The organism is Litchfieldia alkalitelluris (genome assembly GCF_002153425.1).
Lineage (GTDB): Bacteria > Bacillota > Bacilli > Bacillales > Salisediminibacteriaceae > Evansella > Evansella alkalicola.
On sequence record NZ_KZ119600.1, the window covers coordinates 1,049,823 to 1,065,292 of the forward strand.

Consider the following 15,470-nt stretch of genomic DNA (forward strand, 5'->3'; position numbering starts at 1 on the left):
TTTAATAAAAAATATGAAATAAAACAAATCATATATTTCAAAAAAACTATTGCCAAAGGTTGGGGCTTTGTATAATATGAAATATATAAGTTAAAATATTTCATAATTTAAAGTTTTCCTTATGAGGAGGATGAACATGAGTGTACTAACAGTAAAGAATCTTACGAAAAAGTTTGGAAAATTCACCGCGCTAGATGGTGTGAATTTAGAAGTGAATAGTGGAGAAATATTTGGGTTTATTGGTCCTAATGGTGCAGGGAAATCCACTACAATACGGGTCCTCCTTGGGATCTTAAAGGCGACAGAAGGAGATATAAAGGTTTTTGGAAAAGATGCATGGGCTGATGCTGTGGAAATTCATAAACGTGTAGCTTACGTTCCTGGAGATGTAAATTTATGGCCAAACTTAACAGGCGGTGAAGTCATTGATCTTTTTGTAAAACTAAGAGGATCAAATAACCAGAGCCGACGAGAAGAGCTTATAAAAAAGTTCGATCTTGATCCAACGAAAAAATGTCGGACATATTCAAAAGGGAATCGACAAAAGGTAGCCCTAATTGCTGCTTTTTCATCGGATGCAGATCTTTATATTCTTGATGAGCCAACATCAGGCCTTGATCCATTAATGGAAAATGTTTTTCAGGAGTGTGTAATGGATGTGAAAAAACAAGGCAAAAGTGTCCTGTTATCTAGCCACATATTATCTGAAGTGGAAAAGCTTTGTGATAAGGTCGGGATTATTCGTCAAGGAAAGATCATTGAGACTGGTTCATTATCTGAGCTTCGTCACTTAACTAGAACACAAATACTAGTGGATACGAAACAGCCTATCACTGGATTAAGTGAGTTAAAAGGGATACATGAGGTTATTGAATCAGAGCAAGGATTATCATTCCAAGTGGATACAGAAGAAATGGACGAAGTGATGAAGTATATTAGTCAATTCAGTATTATAAAAATTGAAAGTGCCCCACCTACGTTAGAGGATTTATTTATGCGTCACTATGAAGGTACAGAAACAGCTTCAGATACGGGAGTGGGAGGTGGAAAGTAATGTCTCTTAAAAACTTAGTTGCTAAAACTGGACAGCTTTCCCGATTTATTCTCAGGCTAGATCGTATTAGAATTCCGTTATGGCTAGTAGGTATTTCGTTTTTCACATTAATTGTACCACCAGCTTTTAAAGAACTATATGCTTCCCAGCAGGAGCGAGATGTCATGGCGGAAACGATGCAAAATCCAGCCATGATAGCGATGGTAGGCCCTGGTGATTTGGCAAACTATACTGTGGGGGCAATGACAGCACACCAGATGTTACTCATGACTGCAGTGGTCGCTGGATTAATGAGTATATTATTAGTGACTCGTCATACAAGGGCAGATGAAGAAGATGGTCGAATTGAGATGATACGCTCCCTTCCAGCAGGTAGACTGTCTTATTTAAATGCAACATTAATAGTATCACTGATTACTTGTATTGTTTTAGCACTCATCAATGGTGTTGGTTTATATGGATTAGGTATAGAGAGTATGGATCTAGAAGGCTCCATGCTTTATGGAACTGCTTTAGGAGCAACGGCTTTATTTTTTGCTGGAGTTACGGCCATTTTTGCGCAACTCACAGAAAGCTCTAGAGGTACAATCGGCTACTCTTTGGCGGTTCTTCTTGGAGCATATCTCTTTAGGGGAATTACGGATGTCAGTAATGAATCATTATCGTGGATTTCACCTTTGGGATGGGTAACAAAGGCTGAAGTGTATTCTGCAAACAACTGGTGGCCGATCGTATTAATGGTAGGGGCATCATTCGTATTGTTTGTTGTTGCAAACTATTTAAATGCCATTCGTGACTTGGAGAGGGGCTTTATGCCGTCAAAACCTGGGCGGAAATACGCCTCAAGGTTTTTACAAAGTCCAATGGGTCTGGCATTAAGATTACAAAAAACAGGATTGATCGCCTGGGCAGTAGGGATGTATATCCTCGGTGCATCTTACGGATCAGTGTTTGGGGACATGGAAGGTTTCTTTCAGTCAAATGAAATGATGGCACAATTACTGCAAGAGGCAGAAGGAGCGTCATTAACGGAACAATTCCTTCCTATGTTAATGGTTGTTATCACTTTGTTAGCTACTGTACCTCCAATCATGGCAATTAATAAATTGCGTGGTGAAGAGAAGAAAGGGCGCTTAGATCATCTCTTGGGAAGAGCTGTATCACGTGTAGAGCTAATGGGAGGATACTTAATCATTTCGATCTTGAATGGGTTTGTGATGGTGTCTTTGGCTGCTATTGGTCTATGGTCAGCAGCTGCTGCTGTCATGGATGATCCATTGTCATTTAGCACAGTTTATGGTGCTGCAATGGGATATTATCCAGCGATACTTGTCATGATTGGTGTTGCTTCGTTTATAATTGGATTTGTACCGAAGTGGACAAATTTCATTTGGATGTATGTATTATTTTCTTTCTTTGTTTTATATCTAGGGGGATTATTTGATTTTCCAGAATGGGTAGGCAAGTTAACCCCTTATGGATTTGTCCCTCAGGCGCCAATTGAAGAAGTAACTTTTATGCCACTTTTCCTTTTAAGTGTACTTGGCGTTGCATTAATTTTTGCTGGTTTGGCTGGCTTTAGAAGACGAGACTTGGAGTAATCCTTTTTAAGAATATGATGTACGTTTCCATTTGCTAAAAAGAAAGGTGCTGAAACACAATATGATCGAGAGTTATCGATCGAGTGTTTCAGCACTATTTTTTTTGGCTTTTAAACTCCAAAGGCATCTACACTTTTTTTATTGGTACATGAATCTCCATACACCATTTATCAAATTCCCATGGGTGGCAGCGTTCATCATAAAACTCAAAATCAAGTTTAGAGTCATCTATTTCATATCCAGATTGAGGGAACCATTCTTCTAAAATATATTTCCAAGTACCTTGTATGGAAGGGACGAACTCGTCTTCCGACACGATTGGAGTTGTAAATACAGCGTAGGTAGCTTCTGGAACCACCAGCGTGTACATGTCATCTAATGCACGATCAAAATCTGCTACTTCCACGCCTAACACATAAGAAAACTCATCTGTCTCCATATTAGTGTGTACGCAAATTCCATATTCACCGTGTTTCATTGTAGTTTGTGTATCATAAAGTTTTGCCTCTTTCCCCTCTATATTACATTTATCCCAAAAAGCAGGAATGTCTCTAGAATGGGCATTATTTCGTAATGTTGTTTTGAATTCATATCCCACAACTTTAAAGGACTCTCTTTTTATGATTTTCGGTTGCATAATAATTCCCCCTGTTTTAATTTCTTTTAATTTTCCTAAATCAACTTTTGTTGGCTTTCCCATAGGTGCATGGAGCCTGTAATAGTTAGGAGGATACCCAAATGTCTTTTTGAAAGCTTTAGTAAAACCAGCGTGGGTCTCATAACCATATCGTAAAGCCGTATCTAACACTTTTTTTCCCTGGCTGATGTCATGAAGTGCAAATTGGAGCTTTCGTCTAGTCACATACTCCATCACAGGCATTCCTACGAAACTATTAAAGATTCGATAGTAATGGTAGGTTGAAAAACCAGCTAGTTGTGCTAATTCATTCACAGTAATTGTTTCGAGTATGCGCTCATCAATATAATCGAGTGTACTTTGAACATGATACATGTAGTTCATTGCGTCCTCCTTTCTAACAACATCTTAACAAGTATGTAAGTTGAATTCTTATCCTTCCTTGCTGTGTTTTAACAATTTATCATTCATATCAAATAAATAGTTATAGGAAAAATATGTTATATTTAATAGTATATGAATCTGTGAAAGTAGGTGTTGGATGGCATATCAACACCCCTTGTCTCTGATTCCGTTAGTATCTAATTAATGAAGGAGGCGAAAGTGATTGTTTGAATGGATAGAAAGACTAACTTTGTTTGAGACAGTTCTGTTCATTACTGGCATCGTCATTTTAAATCTATTATATATGTATGTTGTAAAAGCTTATATGGAAAAATATTATGCTAGAACTATGTCACCTGAGCTAGCCCTAAATCGGTTAAGGATTTTGAGTCAGTATATATACTTAATTGTTGTTTGTATTTCTAGTTTCTTTACAGCAATATTATTTATGATCAGGCTGGTGCCATATTTACATCATTTAGCAGACCCACTACATACATTAATCGCACTCATAAGTACTTTTACGTTTATTGGGATTTTGTTAACGATTAACCAATTAATTTTAATGGGGATTACGAAAAAAATTCGCCAAACGGAAGAAACAATCAAAGAAGAAATAGTTTCCTCTGTGAAAGGTCTAGCTTTTGTTTTTGTCCCAATCATGGTTTTTTTCACGTTAATTGAGTTATTACCAGAAGGATTTGTTGGGGAGATGGCATTTGTACCAATAGCTACTCTCCTACTAGTTTTCATCCCTTTAGTGAGTTCCTTGTTTATTGGAAAATTATTAAAAGCCCATATCATGCCTGAATCAGAAATTAAGGATCAGTTGCGAAATTTTATTAAGGAAAAAACGGATTTACCTGATGTGAAATTGTATATATGGCCAACGAAGAAAACAAAGGTGGCAAATGCACTAGTTAGTGGATTTGGTAATGTTAAGGAAATATATTTAACTGACTATATGCTTGAAAATATGAAAATAAAAGAAATAGAAGCAATTTTGGCACATGAAATTGGTCATATAAAGAAGCATCATTTATGGAAAAGGATTGCATATATCGCCATTCTTCCATTAGGGGGTTATTTATTAGGTAATGGATTTGATTGGTTCGAAGAAAATGTTATGACTATTCCTGTCTGGCTTGGCTTAACTGTTATGATCGGATTAATCATTATCTATTTGGTACTCGTATTAAACCTCATTTATCGAAAACATGAAAGGGAAGCTGACGAGTATGTTCTTAAGCTTGGCGTAGATTATCGGGATTTTGCAGCAGGCCTGCTAAAACTCTCAGAACTAAATCAAATGGTTACAAAAATGAATAAAGTAGATGAATCGTTTCAAACACACCCGTCTACTGCTCGGCGAGTACAATGGATCATCGAAAAAGCTGGTGGTACGATGGAGGACTTTGCAGAGTATAGAAAAGAAAGGGTAGAGGAATTAAAGGAGTCTAATTAAGTTGAATGAAATAGTAAAGATATCGTGTTAAAAGTGCTTTACTTTAGCTCAAGGACAAAATGTGCTAAAGTAAGGCATTTTTTATGTTTTATTACAGAATAAAAGGAAGTGACAAAATAAACAAAACTTCGCAGAATTGACTGCGAAGTTTAGGAGAAGTGAAGACTAGTATATATCTAATTGAGGATATTACGTTTGCATTAAGTCTGTTTTCTCAGTACTTGAATGTAAATTTGAGATGAATTTCTCATATTGTTCATCATAAAATGTATCAATCATTTTCTGAAAATGATGAAGCAAGTATTTCTTGTATTCCATAGCAAAAGCGAGAAGATAGATTTGCTGTCCTTGAGGCAATGCTCTAAAACCATCTGTTTCATTGATCATCCATTTAACTACTTCAAGCTTCTCCTCGGTTAAGCGAGAGGGAAAGGGTTCCACTGCAAAATAAGTTAACTGATCCCTAACTACCTTTGATATACCAAATTCCTCTAGTTCTTGAACCTTGTTTAGTAAATCCAGATGCAGTATATTTTCTCCTGTCTTTAAATGATCAGGGATATCGGGGTGAAATAAATATGTGTTCAATATAATGGGGTGGATTCCAGTATGGTTTTCAACATATTTGTATACATAATCTTTCCTATCCTGGTTCTCCTGAAAGACTTTTAAGGCGCATTTATGTATGTCCATTGCATGGGGGGAATCCATATTTAATAAGTAGCATAAAAAAGTTAACCATTGATCACCAGTAGTCATGTTTTGATGGACGATACAAGGTACGGCTTGATTGTTATTGATTTCTTTATATGCGAGATATTCTTCCAGTCCTCTAATAACCCATAGATCACCGATTGTTGGGTCCATGGCTAAGTGGATATTAACATTTAAGGATTTATCGTGAAGCAATTCTGTTTTTCTTAAGGATAATGCTTGTTCTTGAATTTTAATAGGCATTAATTCCTTCATTTCATGTAGGTCAACATATTTAATTTGTTTCATCATGTCCACCCCCTTATGCAATATATGAAATAGATGCTTGTATTATCACTACATTTGATGGGGGAGGAATGTCACAAAAAAATTGCGGGACCTGGTCCCGCAATTTTTTGTGACATTCTTTATATATGATTTAGTTTATCTGTTATCTGAGAAGTCTTTTTTGTAAGTGTCTAATAACAATTTTAATCGTTCTATCTCAACCTCAGTGAGTTCTTCTATCCTATCCACTTCCCCTTTAATATAAGCTATCGTTGGGCTTTCAGAATCGCTTTCCTTTTTCTTAAGAAAATAAGAAGCAACAGAGCTTGTTACCATTCCTAGTAAACCAATTCCAAAAATCATCAAGACGATAGCAATTAATCGTCCAATCATAGTCTCTGGTGAGATATCACCATATCCGACTGTGGTCGATGTTACAATTGCCCACCATACAGCGTCAGTATAGGAGTTAATACTTGGTTCTACAAAACGAATCGGTATAGATGATATGAAAATCAAAATAACAGTACCAAGTACAACTTTATCTAAATTATTGGTTCTTATGATTGCATAAACTGGTCCTAAAATATGTTTCATGATTGCAATCGCCCGAAATAGGCGAATGATCCTTGCAAGCCGAGCTAACCTAAAAATACTGTCGAAAGGTATAATCGCTATGATATCGAGTGGATTTTTCTTGAGATATTCTATTTTATTTTTACTTAAGATCAGTCGTGTTAAAACATCAACAACAAATATGATCCAAATTACAAAATCCAGATTTCTAATAAATGAATTTTCAGCATGATTAAAAATAAATATAACGGATGTTAGAGCTAAAATGGCCATGAATACTTCATAAATTAACAAAAGCTTCGATTTCTTTGGAGGAGTTAAACCGTTCTCCTTATTTAGATGATTCACTTCCATACACCCCTTCTATTTAGTTTTTTATTATATTATCTATCTAATGCTCATTAAATTAAATACTAAATTGAACGTAACTTGATTTTGGAGGAATATTGTAGCATTAAATAACAATAAAAAGAGGTGCATCGCAGCACCTCAGTAGAAAAATGAAGAAATTAACTTACTGTTTCTTCCTCTTTTTCGTGTTCATTCACTTCTATGTCTTTAGTTTCTTCTACTTTTCTTTTTTCTATCAATTCTTTAATGGATTTTTTACTTTCACGTGAGGTAAGAACATAAAGAATATCATTTGCCAGAATTTTTGTTTTACCAGAAGGGGTAACGAGATTATTATCTCGTATAATTGCATTAACAAGTACTTTATCTGGGAAATCGATATCATTTATTCTCTTACCACTAATACAAGAATCTTCGTCAACGATGAACTCTATTATTTCGGCATTACTTTTTCCTATGGAAACAAGTTCTAAAGAGTGAGACGATTCAACTTTTTTATTACCTGTTAGACCTAGCCATTTAGCAAAGTGAGCGATAGTTGAACCTTGAATTAATGTTGATGTTAAAACAACGAAAAACACCACATTAAAAAACATTTGACTATTGGGAAGCCCAGCTAACATTGGGAAAGTAGCTAAAACTATCGGAACAGCACCTCTTAATCCAGCCCAAGAAAGGAATACCTTTTCTTTAAAGGTATATTTCATTCCAATAATAGAAAGAAACACGGCTAAGGGTCTAGCAATTAAAATGAGGATAACAGAAAGTAATATACCACTTATCATTACATTTAGTGTAAACAATTGAGTTGGGAAAACTAATAATCCAAGGATAATAAACATTAATATTTGCATCATCCAGGCGAAACCTTCATTGAAACGGAAGATAGATTGTCTGTAAGTTAAGTCTTCAGCATTACCGATAATTAATGCTGCTACATAAACTGCAAGCAGACCACTGGCACCAATTAGTGCTGTCACACTGTATGTTAATAACGCAAATGCTAATGCAAAAACAGGATAAAGTCCACTTGAATCTAGATTAATTCGATTGATGGCACCCGAAGCAAGTTTACCTAGTAGTAAACCAATTAATAATCCAATTCCCATTTGCCAAATGAAAGATCCTGCCAATAGTACATAGCTTGGTTGATCAGCTTGTATAAGCTGAATAAAAGATAAGGTAAGAAACACCGCCATCGGATCGTTTGTACCTGATTCAGCTTCTAATGTTGCTCCTAATCTTTGTTTAATGTTTTGCCCCTTTAATACAGCAAATACTGCAGCAGCATCAGTAGAGCCTACGATAGCTCCGAATAAAAATCCCTCTAACCAGGAAACATCAAGTATAAGTTTTGCGGCAACAGCAACTACAACAGTGGTTGTTATGACCCCTAAAGTTGCTAGAGCTAGCGAGGGAAATGCAACAGGTCTAACAGTAGACCATTTTGTCTGCAAACCACCTTCAAACAAGATAATAACAAGGGCAATAATTCCAATTAATTGCGCGTAATAGGCACTATCAAAATAAATTAGCCCAAGCCCATCGCTACCGAACAACATTCCGATTGCTATAAATAGTACGAGGGCTGGCACACCTAAACGGCTTGAAAACTTAGTTGTCATTACTCCTACGATTAGTAATAGAGCACCAAGAAGTACAACGTAATCTGGATTAAAACTGACTTCCATTAATAATAATCCCCCTCTCTCTGTAAGTATTCATGATGTAACTATTTATATATAGGTAAGAACTTTACAATTGATTGAATATTGATTATTATAACATAAAAACAACCATGACGTTACATAGATGCATTTGAATGTTGTGTTATGTAACATTAGTTACACTAGAAACGTAACAGGTACTTTAAGGAGTAATGATGATAAACACATCAGGCTTATAGATAGTCGTAATTATCATTGACAAAAGAGAAATCAGGTTGCCAAAATAGACAAGTCTAGGTTTTGCCAATTATCACCTGTATATAAAGGAAGGATATTAAAGATGGAATTTGTGGAAGCCATAAAAGACCGTGAAAAAATTAAAGTAATTAAAGAAATCTTATTTCATCGTTCTAAACGTGATTATTTATTATTTACTTTTGGAATAAATACAGGGCTTAAAATTAGTGAAATCCTAAATATTAAAATTCATGAGATAATGGATCATAATAAAATAAAACAATTTTATGTGTTGGAAGGAAAAGAAGAAAGAGCTATTTATTTGAATGACCAAGTAAAAGTAGCGTTAAATGCCTATTTCAATGAATTACCAACAATAAAAGAAGACGAATATCTATTCCGTTCAAAAAAAAGTGAATTACCAATCACTAGACAGCAAGCATATCGAATTATTAATGCAGTAGCTAGAGAAGCAGGGATAGAATCAAAAATAGGTACACATACATTAAGAAAAACATTTGGATACCATGCTTACCGGAGTGGTGTAGCGATCTCCTTATTACAGAAAATCTTTCATCACTCTTCTAGAAGAGAAACCTTGAAGTATATAGGCGTTGACAATATGGAAATTATGCATCCAAAAATTGATGTGAATTTATAAGTGAAAGCGGGACCTAATATGGAAAGGTCCCGCACGTTTTGTGACTATCTTTATGTTGCTTCTAGCTGCAAGTTTTTTGAACGGTTATAATATACCCGGTATAAGAGAAAAGCAATAATGGAAAGTGCGATTCCTGAGATATATGGTAAACCAATCGTAATGGAAAAGAGGAGTCCACCTAATGGAGGGCCAATGATTCTACCTAGAGAGTCAAAGGACGAAAGCAATCCAGTCGTACTCCCATGTCCTGTTGTAGATTTCTTAGTAAGTAGGGAAGATACGCTAGGACGGATGAATCCATTCCCGACTCCAAATACAGTAAGGAAGATGGCTGCTGTTGCAAAGCTATCCACAAATAAGATTAACCCGAAACCAATAGCTGAGATTAATACACCTAATTGTATGACGAAACCTTCCCCTAGTTTTTTAGTTAGTCTTCCCACTAGCCCACCTTGTACTAGAGCACCTGCAAATCCCATGATCATGAATATGTAACCAAGTTGTACAGTAGTTAAGCCAGCAGTTTCTGCGGCGAAGTAAGCGAACGTAGCTTCAAGACCTGCTAGTGATACAGAAACAAAAAACTGCAAAAAATATAAAATAGATACAGGCCCCTTGAGCGCTCTTCTCAAAGGTGTTCTTCCTCTCTCCATTTGTCCCCTATCAGCAGCTGATAATGATTCCTTTAATACAAACATGACTACAAAAAAGGTTAAGAGAGAAGAAATTCCTGAGATATAAAAAGGCATGTGCAAGCTTATATCAGAAAAAATGCCGCCTATAGCTGGACCAAACACAAAACCAAGTCCGACAGAGGCGCCGATAATCCCCATTCCCTTTCCACGCTCGTCTTCTCTAGTAATATCGGCTACATAAGCCATTACTGTAGGCATATTGGCAGAAGAAAGAAACCCACCGATGGTACGTGCTGCAAATAACATCCAAAGTTGTGTAGATAATGCCATTAAGAAAAAAGATAGGGACAGTCCTGCAATCCCAATCATCATAACTGGTTTCCGACCAATTCGGTCTGAAACTCGTCCCCACATTGGAGCAAAAATAAACTGCATTAAAGAATATACAGCCATTAAGAGACCAAGATGTGTTGGGGAGGCGCCCATTTCTTCAGCGTAGAATGGTAAAACAGGTATAATGATCCCAAAGCCGACCATGACGAGGAACATGACTGCAAATAATATAGGTAGTGCTTTCTTCTTTTCCAATTCCTTCACTCCAATTTACAACTAGAACCATGATTAATACGTAAATTATAAGTTTATCCCTAAAAGGTAGTCAAATATTGTGTTTTTGAAACAAAAAATAAGAAAAGGTCACCAAGAATAGGTAACCTTTTCAGTGTAGGTCTGGAGAATTAATATCCGTACCCGCTATATACTGCTGCACCGATAATTGCTAATAGGATGAACATGACAAGGATAAATGCAAAACCTGCATATCCTGTATAACCAGTGTGACCGCTCATTACTATGACACCCCCTTGGAGCCGATAGAAAATACAATATATAATATGGGGAAGTTGGCAACTCGTATAGTGAGATACCCAATTTCACGAGTATTTTTTCTCTTTAGTTGACGATAATTTTGTGTAGACTTTTTTTATAGGTTTAACCGACTTGATTAAGATAGCAATCTAAGGTCAAAAAATATATAATATTGTTGAATTCCAATGTTCCACTTATGTTTTTTTGTCATTATACCGAAACTTCATACTGTAGAATTTTGGTGAAAAATATACTTATAGCAAGTATGAAAGGGAATGATCGTATGTCATTTAAAAATTTCCAATTAAAACATGTTGTTCTTTTAATAATTCCACTGGTTTTACTTTTTGTTATCATTAGTACGGTTTTTATGAATGATTCTGCAACGGAGGAGGTTCCTTCAGAACAAGGAGTTGGTGAGAAAGAATCTGTAGTTGATGAACAGGATTATAATCCATTGATTGATTCAGGTTTTGAGGAAAAACTTACGTACTCAACAAATGAAGTTGTTCAACTAGCAGTCAATAGTGATTTAATAGCATTATTATTTTTAAACGAAAATAATGAGCAATTAGAGTTGGCTGTTGGGAGTATCACTTATGGAATGGAAGACGTCTTACTTTTAGATGGATTTCCAGTTGAAGAAAGGGATACATTTTCACTTGCATGGGTCCCTGACTCCACGAGTTTAATGGTAAGCTACAAGGACGGAGATGCGTGGCAGTTAGTTACTTATGATGTGACAACAGAAGAGGAAGAAGTAATACATACATTTGATGAACCAATTAGTAACATTGCATTTTCTCATGTACAAGACCATATATACTACTCACAGCCATTACCAAGTAATCCAGAAATCTCAACTATTCGAATAAATAATTGGTCATTTGATGCGCCATTAGATATTTTTCAAATAGATTCTGGAAATAAAGTAGAAGAATTTTCTGTTGCTCCTGATCAAAATAAGCTTGCTTATATTTTGTCAGTAGGAAATAATGAGCAAGAGTTATGGATTTACGATACAACTGTCAATGAACACAGTTTAACAGCATCCGAGTCCAAAGTAGCTCAACCAAGTTGGTCAAAAGATGGCAATCTTTTAGCTTTTTCAATAGGAAGTCATGAAGGTCAAGTTATAAATGTTATGAATGTTCATAATGAAGATCAGTGGACAATAACAAATGATAGAGGTTATAGTACAAGCCCTTCTTGGACAAAAGATGATAATTTGATATTTTCAACTAAGGTTCAAGAAGAATTTCAAATATTTGAATTAGATATGGAAAAAACTTATGGCTCAAAACTTGCTAATGAAGAATCACCAAACTCAGAGAATATTTATGAAGAGTTTGATGCTGTAATTTTAAATGGTATTGTTGTTGATCCTGAAACTGAGACATTTAAATTTGGATATAACGTAGGTATCAAGGATAAGAAAATTGCAGCTATCACACGAGACGCAATCGAAGGGATAGATACTATTGATGCTACAGGTAAGTTGGTGACACCTGGATTCATTGATATTCTTTCCTTTAACCCTAATGGACAAGGGGAGCATTTCAAGGTAATGGATGGTGTTACAACCCACTTAGGAATGCATGGTGCGGGAATTGAGTTTCGAACAATGTTTAATAACCTAGAAGGAGCCATGATCAATCATTTTGGAGGTGCCATACAGCACTCACATATGAGGACGCGTTTAGGTATTGGTAGTTACGAACCTGCTACAGATGCACAAATAGAACAAATGAGAGAGATGACACACCGTGCTGCACAAGAAGGGGCGATAGGAATCTCCCTTAGTCCAGAGTATTACCCAGGAATGACTCCAGAAGAAATTAAAGCTGTCATGGAAGTCGGAAAGGAATACGATTTAGTATCTTTCTTCCACGTTCGTTATTCAACCATGTATGGTGAGGGTGGGAATAACTTTGATGCATTAGAAGAAGTAATTGGCTACGCTAGGGAACTGGATGTTCCGGTACAAGTACAGCACATTAATAGTACTGGTGGAACTTTTTCTATGGAAGAATCACTAGCTATGATTGATGAAGCAAGGGCAGAAGGATTAGATATTACGATAGACATGTACCCATATAATTACTGGGCAACATGGGCGAATACAGCACGATTTTCAGAAGGATTTAGAGAAAGGTTCCAATTAGATTACTCTGATTTGCAAGTAGCAAACTCTGAGGAACGTCTTACGGCTGATACTTTCGCACAATATCGGAGACAGAGAATTTTATTAATTGCATACGGTATTCCAGAAGAAGATGTTCGCTTAGCGATGATGCCAGACTATGCAATGGTGGGAAGTGATACGATTATGGTCCCGCCTGATTTTAATAACCACCCAAGGGGCTCAGGTACTTTTTCTCGAATGTACCGTAAGTATGTGAAAGAAACAGAAACAATACCTTTCATGAAAGCATTACGTATGATGACTAATTTACCTGTCGAGCGCTTGGAAAACGTTGCTGAGTCTTTGCAGACAAAAGGACGTTTCCAAGTGGGAATGGATGCAGATATTAATATTATTAATTATGAGGAGATAAGAGATACTGCAGGACCAGAGAATGTAGCTAGCTTTTCTGAAGGAATTGACTATGTTTTTGTTGATGGGACTATTGTTAAAGATTTGAATGGTATCCGTAAAAATATATTCCCAGGACAAGTCATCCGTAGTCATTTTGAATAGAAGGACTGACTTATACTGAAATGAAGCCCTCGATCAAGAACGATTGAGGGCTTTTCTCATTTTCAATCCTATTATATAAATCACGTCTTGTTAATTATTGTCTTCTAGGTTAACTTCTCGTAGAGCTACTTTTGCACGTTCCCGAGATAAATTATAGGAATACCAATTCAATTCTCCTAATTCCCGTTCTTTCTCCATCAGAATTGTCCTTAAGTGATCCATGTCAGGGTCATCTTTGTATTTCTGATATAAGTCAGTAAGTTTAGGGACTGCAGAGGAGGACAATCTCTCTAAATAATAATAATCTATTTTACCTGTTTGTTCGTACCTTTCTATGTTTTTCGAGACGATTATTTCGTCAATCCCAATTAGATTTATTCCAACATAAAACAAGAGGGAGAAAATAATATAGAAACGGGCAAGTGATAATCGTTGTATCCAAACTTTCAATAAGCTAAAGGCGAAGATTACGATTAAGTAGATCATGGCTGCATGTGCAAAAATTCTCGCATACGTATAGCCATAAGCTTCTTCATACATTAGTAATCGCATGAAAGCTGAAGTAAGCATAATTCCACTGAAAAGAATAAGTAATGTCCATTGAATCTTTATGAAGACATTTGGCATTTTCATAAATCGAAGGGTAGTCGCAAGTGTTCCGAAGTTAATGAGCGTTACAACTAAAAGCTCAAAGAATCCTCGGCGAGCATATTCCGCATAAGTTAGTCCTGTATTTGTTAAATCGCCTCCACTAAAAAAGTATTGAAATTGGACGATTGTAAACAGAAGATATATCAAATTCATACAAATTAGAACGGTTGCTACGATAGTGGAATCCCACTGTCCCTTAGCTATCACTGAATGACTCAATCCATTAGGGGGAGCGTGATGCCTCTGTTTCCTTTTTTTTCTGAGTATTAAAAGATAGGATAAAAACACTAGCGTAAGTAGAGTAATTCGTATCAAATCCCAGAAAACACTTAAGTTAATACTTAATAGAAAATTTGGAATGGATAAAAATAAATTAGCAAATTCTGCATCTGCCATTAAAAGTAAATTGACGACGATAAAAAGTAATGGGAATGCAATGATTAATCCGATTGTAATTTTTTTACCTGTATTATAGGTCCCTGCACCAATGTTTCTTTTACTAGATCGAGTTGTCATCTTGATAATTGTTCCAGCCCCAGATAAGGTTTGTGCTAGTTTAAGTTTTGTGTAATGAAGAAACTTAGGCGTGTGCCATGATAGGTTACTCGGACTTGTTAAAACGATGGTATGAGCGAGAATTAGGATAGGAATAAGAATGTAATTGAGCACATTAAAGATTGGGTTTGAGTAGATGAAATAGCAGATACTTAATGCGCCTATAATAAAAATTAGTAGCCCACTTATACGTTTATGGGTAAAGGGCTCTTTTTTTTGCTGCCAGAAAAAAATGGTGTAAAACACTAGTATAAACATACTGTAAAAAATACCAATTGGACTCTTAAATAGAGCGATATTTGCGATGACAGCTAACAAAATACAGGCTAATAGGAACAGTAAATTTTTTTCAATCTTCATGTGATAAACTCCTCTTCATTAAAGTTTTATACATAGAATTTCTATGTATATATTTATATTAAATTAACCTTTTCAGGTTTTGGCAGA

General features: G+C 35.8%; 12 protein-coding genes. 5 read left to right on the forward strand and 7 right to left on the reverse strand.

All coding sequences use genetic code 11. The features are described from left to right. Positions 1-136: 136 nt before the first annotated feature. Together BW724_RS04880 and BW724_RS04885 are read left to right on the forward strand one after the other, a co-directional pair. On the forward strand, positions 137-1,054 hold the full coding sequence (locus tag BW724_RS04880) for an ABC transporter ATP-binding protein (protein ID WP_088074081.1): 918 nt from the start codon (positions 137-139) through the stop codon (positions 1,052-1,054). Further along, on the forward strand, positions 1,054-2,655 hold the full coding sequence (locus BW724_RS04885) for an ABC transporter permease (RefSeq protein WP_088074082.1): 1,602 nt from the start codon (positions 1,054-1,056) through the stop codon (positions 2,653-2,655). The genes BW724_RS04880 and BW724_RS04885 overlap by 1 nt, the downstream gene beginning before the upstream one ends. A 127-nt stretch (positions 2,656-2,782) precedes the next feature. Here BW724_RS04885 and BW724_RS04890 read toward each other — a convergent pair whose 3' ends face one another. Further along, a complete protein-coding gene (locus tag BW724_RS04890; protein ID WP_088074083.1) occupies positions 2,783-3,676 on the reverse strand; it encodes an AraC family transcriptional regulator in 894 nt (297 codons plus the stop codon). Positions 3,677-3,899: 223 nt separating this feature from the next. On the opposite strand from BW724_RS04890, the gene BW724_RS04895 reads away from it, so the two are divergent. After that, entirely contained in the window at positions 3,900-5,141 is a 1,242-nt protein-coding gene (locus tag BW724_RS04895; protein WP_088074084.1) for a M48 family metalloprotease, read from the forward strand. Between the two features lie 189 nt (positions 5,142-5,330). Here the strand turns inward: BW724_RS04895 and BW724_RS04900 are convergent, their stop codons facing one another. From BW724_RS04900 to BW724_RS04910, 3 genes are all read right to left on the reverse strand, one after another. After that, positions 5,331-6,143 (reverse strand): hypothetical protein, encoded by an 813-nt coding sequence (locus BW724_RS04900; RefSeq protein ID WP_088074085.1) that lies wholly within the window; start codon positions 6,141-6,143, stop codon positions 5,331-5,333. A gap of 135 nt (positions 6,144-6,278) precedes the next feature. Continuing rightward, a complete protein-coding gene (locus tag BW724_RS04905; RefSeq protein ID WP_235848900.1) occupies positions 6,279-7,046 on the reverse strand; it encodes a potassium channel family protein in 768 nt (255 codons plus the stop codon). A 161-nt stretch (positions 7,047-7,207) separates the two neighbouring features. Beyond that, positions 7,208-8,740 carry a potassium/proton antiporter gene (locus BW724_RS04910; protein WP_088074088.1) on the reverse strand — a complete coding sequence of 511 codons (1,533 nt, stop codon included), beginning with the start codon at positions 8,738-8,740 and terminating at the stop codon, positions 7,208-7,210. A gap of 316 nt (positions 8,741-9,056) precedes the next feature. On the opposite strand from BW724_RS04910, the gene BW724_RS04915 reads away from it, so the two are divergent. Next, positions 9,057-9,614, forward strand: coding sequence for a tyrosine-type recombinase/integrase (locus BW724_RS04915; protein ID WP_088074090.1), 558 nt, complete (start codon positions 9,057-9,059; stop codon positions 9,612-9,614). Positions 9,615-9,664: 50 nt separating this feature from the next. On the opposite strand, the gene BW724_RS04920 is transcribed toward BW724_RS04915, so the two are convergent. Beyond that, the gene (locus BW724_RS04920) at positions 9,665-10,837 is read right to left on the reverse strand and encodes an MFS transporter (RefSeq protein WP_088074091.1); all 1,173 of its coding nucleotides are present in this window, start codon (positions 10,835-10,837) and stop codon (positions 9,665-9,667) included. Positions 10,838-10,986: 149 nt separating this feature from the next. Continuing rightward, positions 10,987-11,097 carry a YjcZ family sporulation protein gene (locus tag BW724_RS04925; protein WP_088074092.1) on the reverse strand — a complete coding sequence of 37 codons (111 nt, stop codon included), beginning with the start codon at positions 11,095-11,097 and terminating at the stop codon, positions 10,987-10,989. Positions 11,098-11,399: 302 nt separating this feature from the next. On the opposite strand from BW724_RS04925, the gene BW724_RS04930 reads away from it, so the two are divergent. Beyond that, positions 11,400-13,817, forward strand: coding sequence for an amidohydrolase family protein (locus BW724_RS04930; protein WP_088074093.1), 2,418 nt, complete (start codon positions 11,400-11,402; stop codon positions 13,815-13,817). A 90-nt stretch (positions 13,818-13,907) separates the two neighbouring features. Here the strand turns inward: BW724_RS04930 and BW724_RS04935 are convergent, their stop codons facing one another. Then, positions 13,908-15,383 carry a DUF4153 domain-containing protein gene (locus tag BW724_RS04935; RefSeq protein ID WP_088074094.1) on the reverse strand — a complete coding sequence of 492 codons (1,476 nt, stop codon included), beginning with the start codon at positions 15,381-15,383 and terminating at the stop codon, positions 13,908-13,910. Positions 15,384-15,470: the final 87 nt, after the last annotated feature.

Bases quoted from the DNA above. Each gene is read 5' to 3' on its own strand.
- BW724_RS04900 (WP_088074085.1), bottom strand. From the start codon at position 6,143: ATGAAACAAATTAAATATGTTGACCTACATGAAATGAAGGAATTAATG.
- BW724_RS04915 (WP_088074090.1), top strand. From the start codon at position 9,057: ATGGAATTTGTGGAAGCCATAAAAGACCGTGAAAAAATTAAAGTAATT.
- BW724_RS04910 (WP_088074088.1), bottom strand. From the start codon at position 8,740: ATGGAAGTCAGTTTTAATCCAGATTACGTTGTACTTCTTGGTGCTCTA.
- BW724_RS04885 (WP_088074082.1), top strand. From the start codon at position 1,054: ATGTCTCTTAAAAACTTAGTTGCTAAAACTGGACAGCTTTCCCGATTT.
- BW724_RS04880 (WP_088074081.1), top strand. From the start codon at position 137: ATGAGTGTACTAACAGTAAAGAATCTTACGAAAAAGTTTGGAAAATTC.
- BW724_RS04925 (WP_088074092.1), bottom strand. From the start codon at position 11,097: ATGAGCGGTCACACTGGTTATACAGGATATGCAGGTTTTGCATTTATC.
- BW724_RS04935 (WP_088074094.1), bottom strand. From the start codon at position 15,383: ATGAAGATTGAAAAAAATTTACTGTTCCTATTAGCCTGTATTTTGTTA.
- BW724_RS04890 (WP_088074083.1), bottom strand. From the start codon at position 3,676: ATGAACTACATGTATCATGTTCAAAGTACACTCGATTATATTGATGAG.
- BW724_RS04930 (WP_088074093.1), top strand. From the start codon at position 11,400: ATGTCATTTAAAAATTTCCAATTAAAACATGTTGTTCTTTTAATAATT.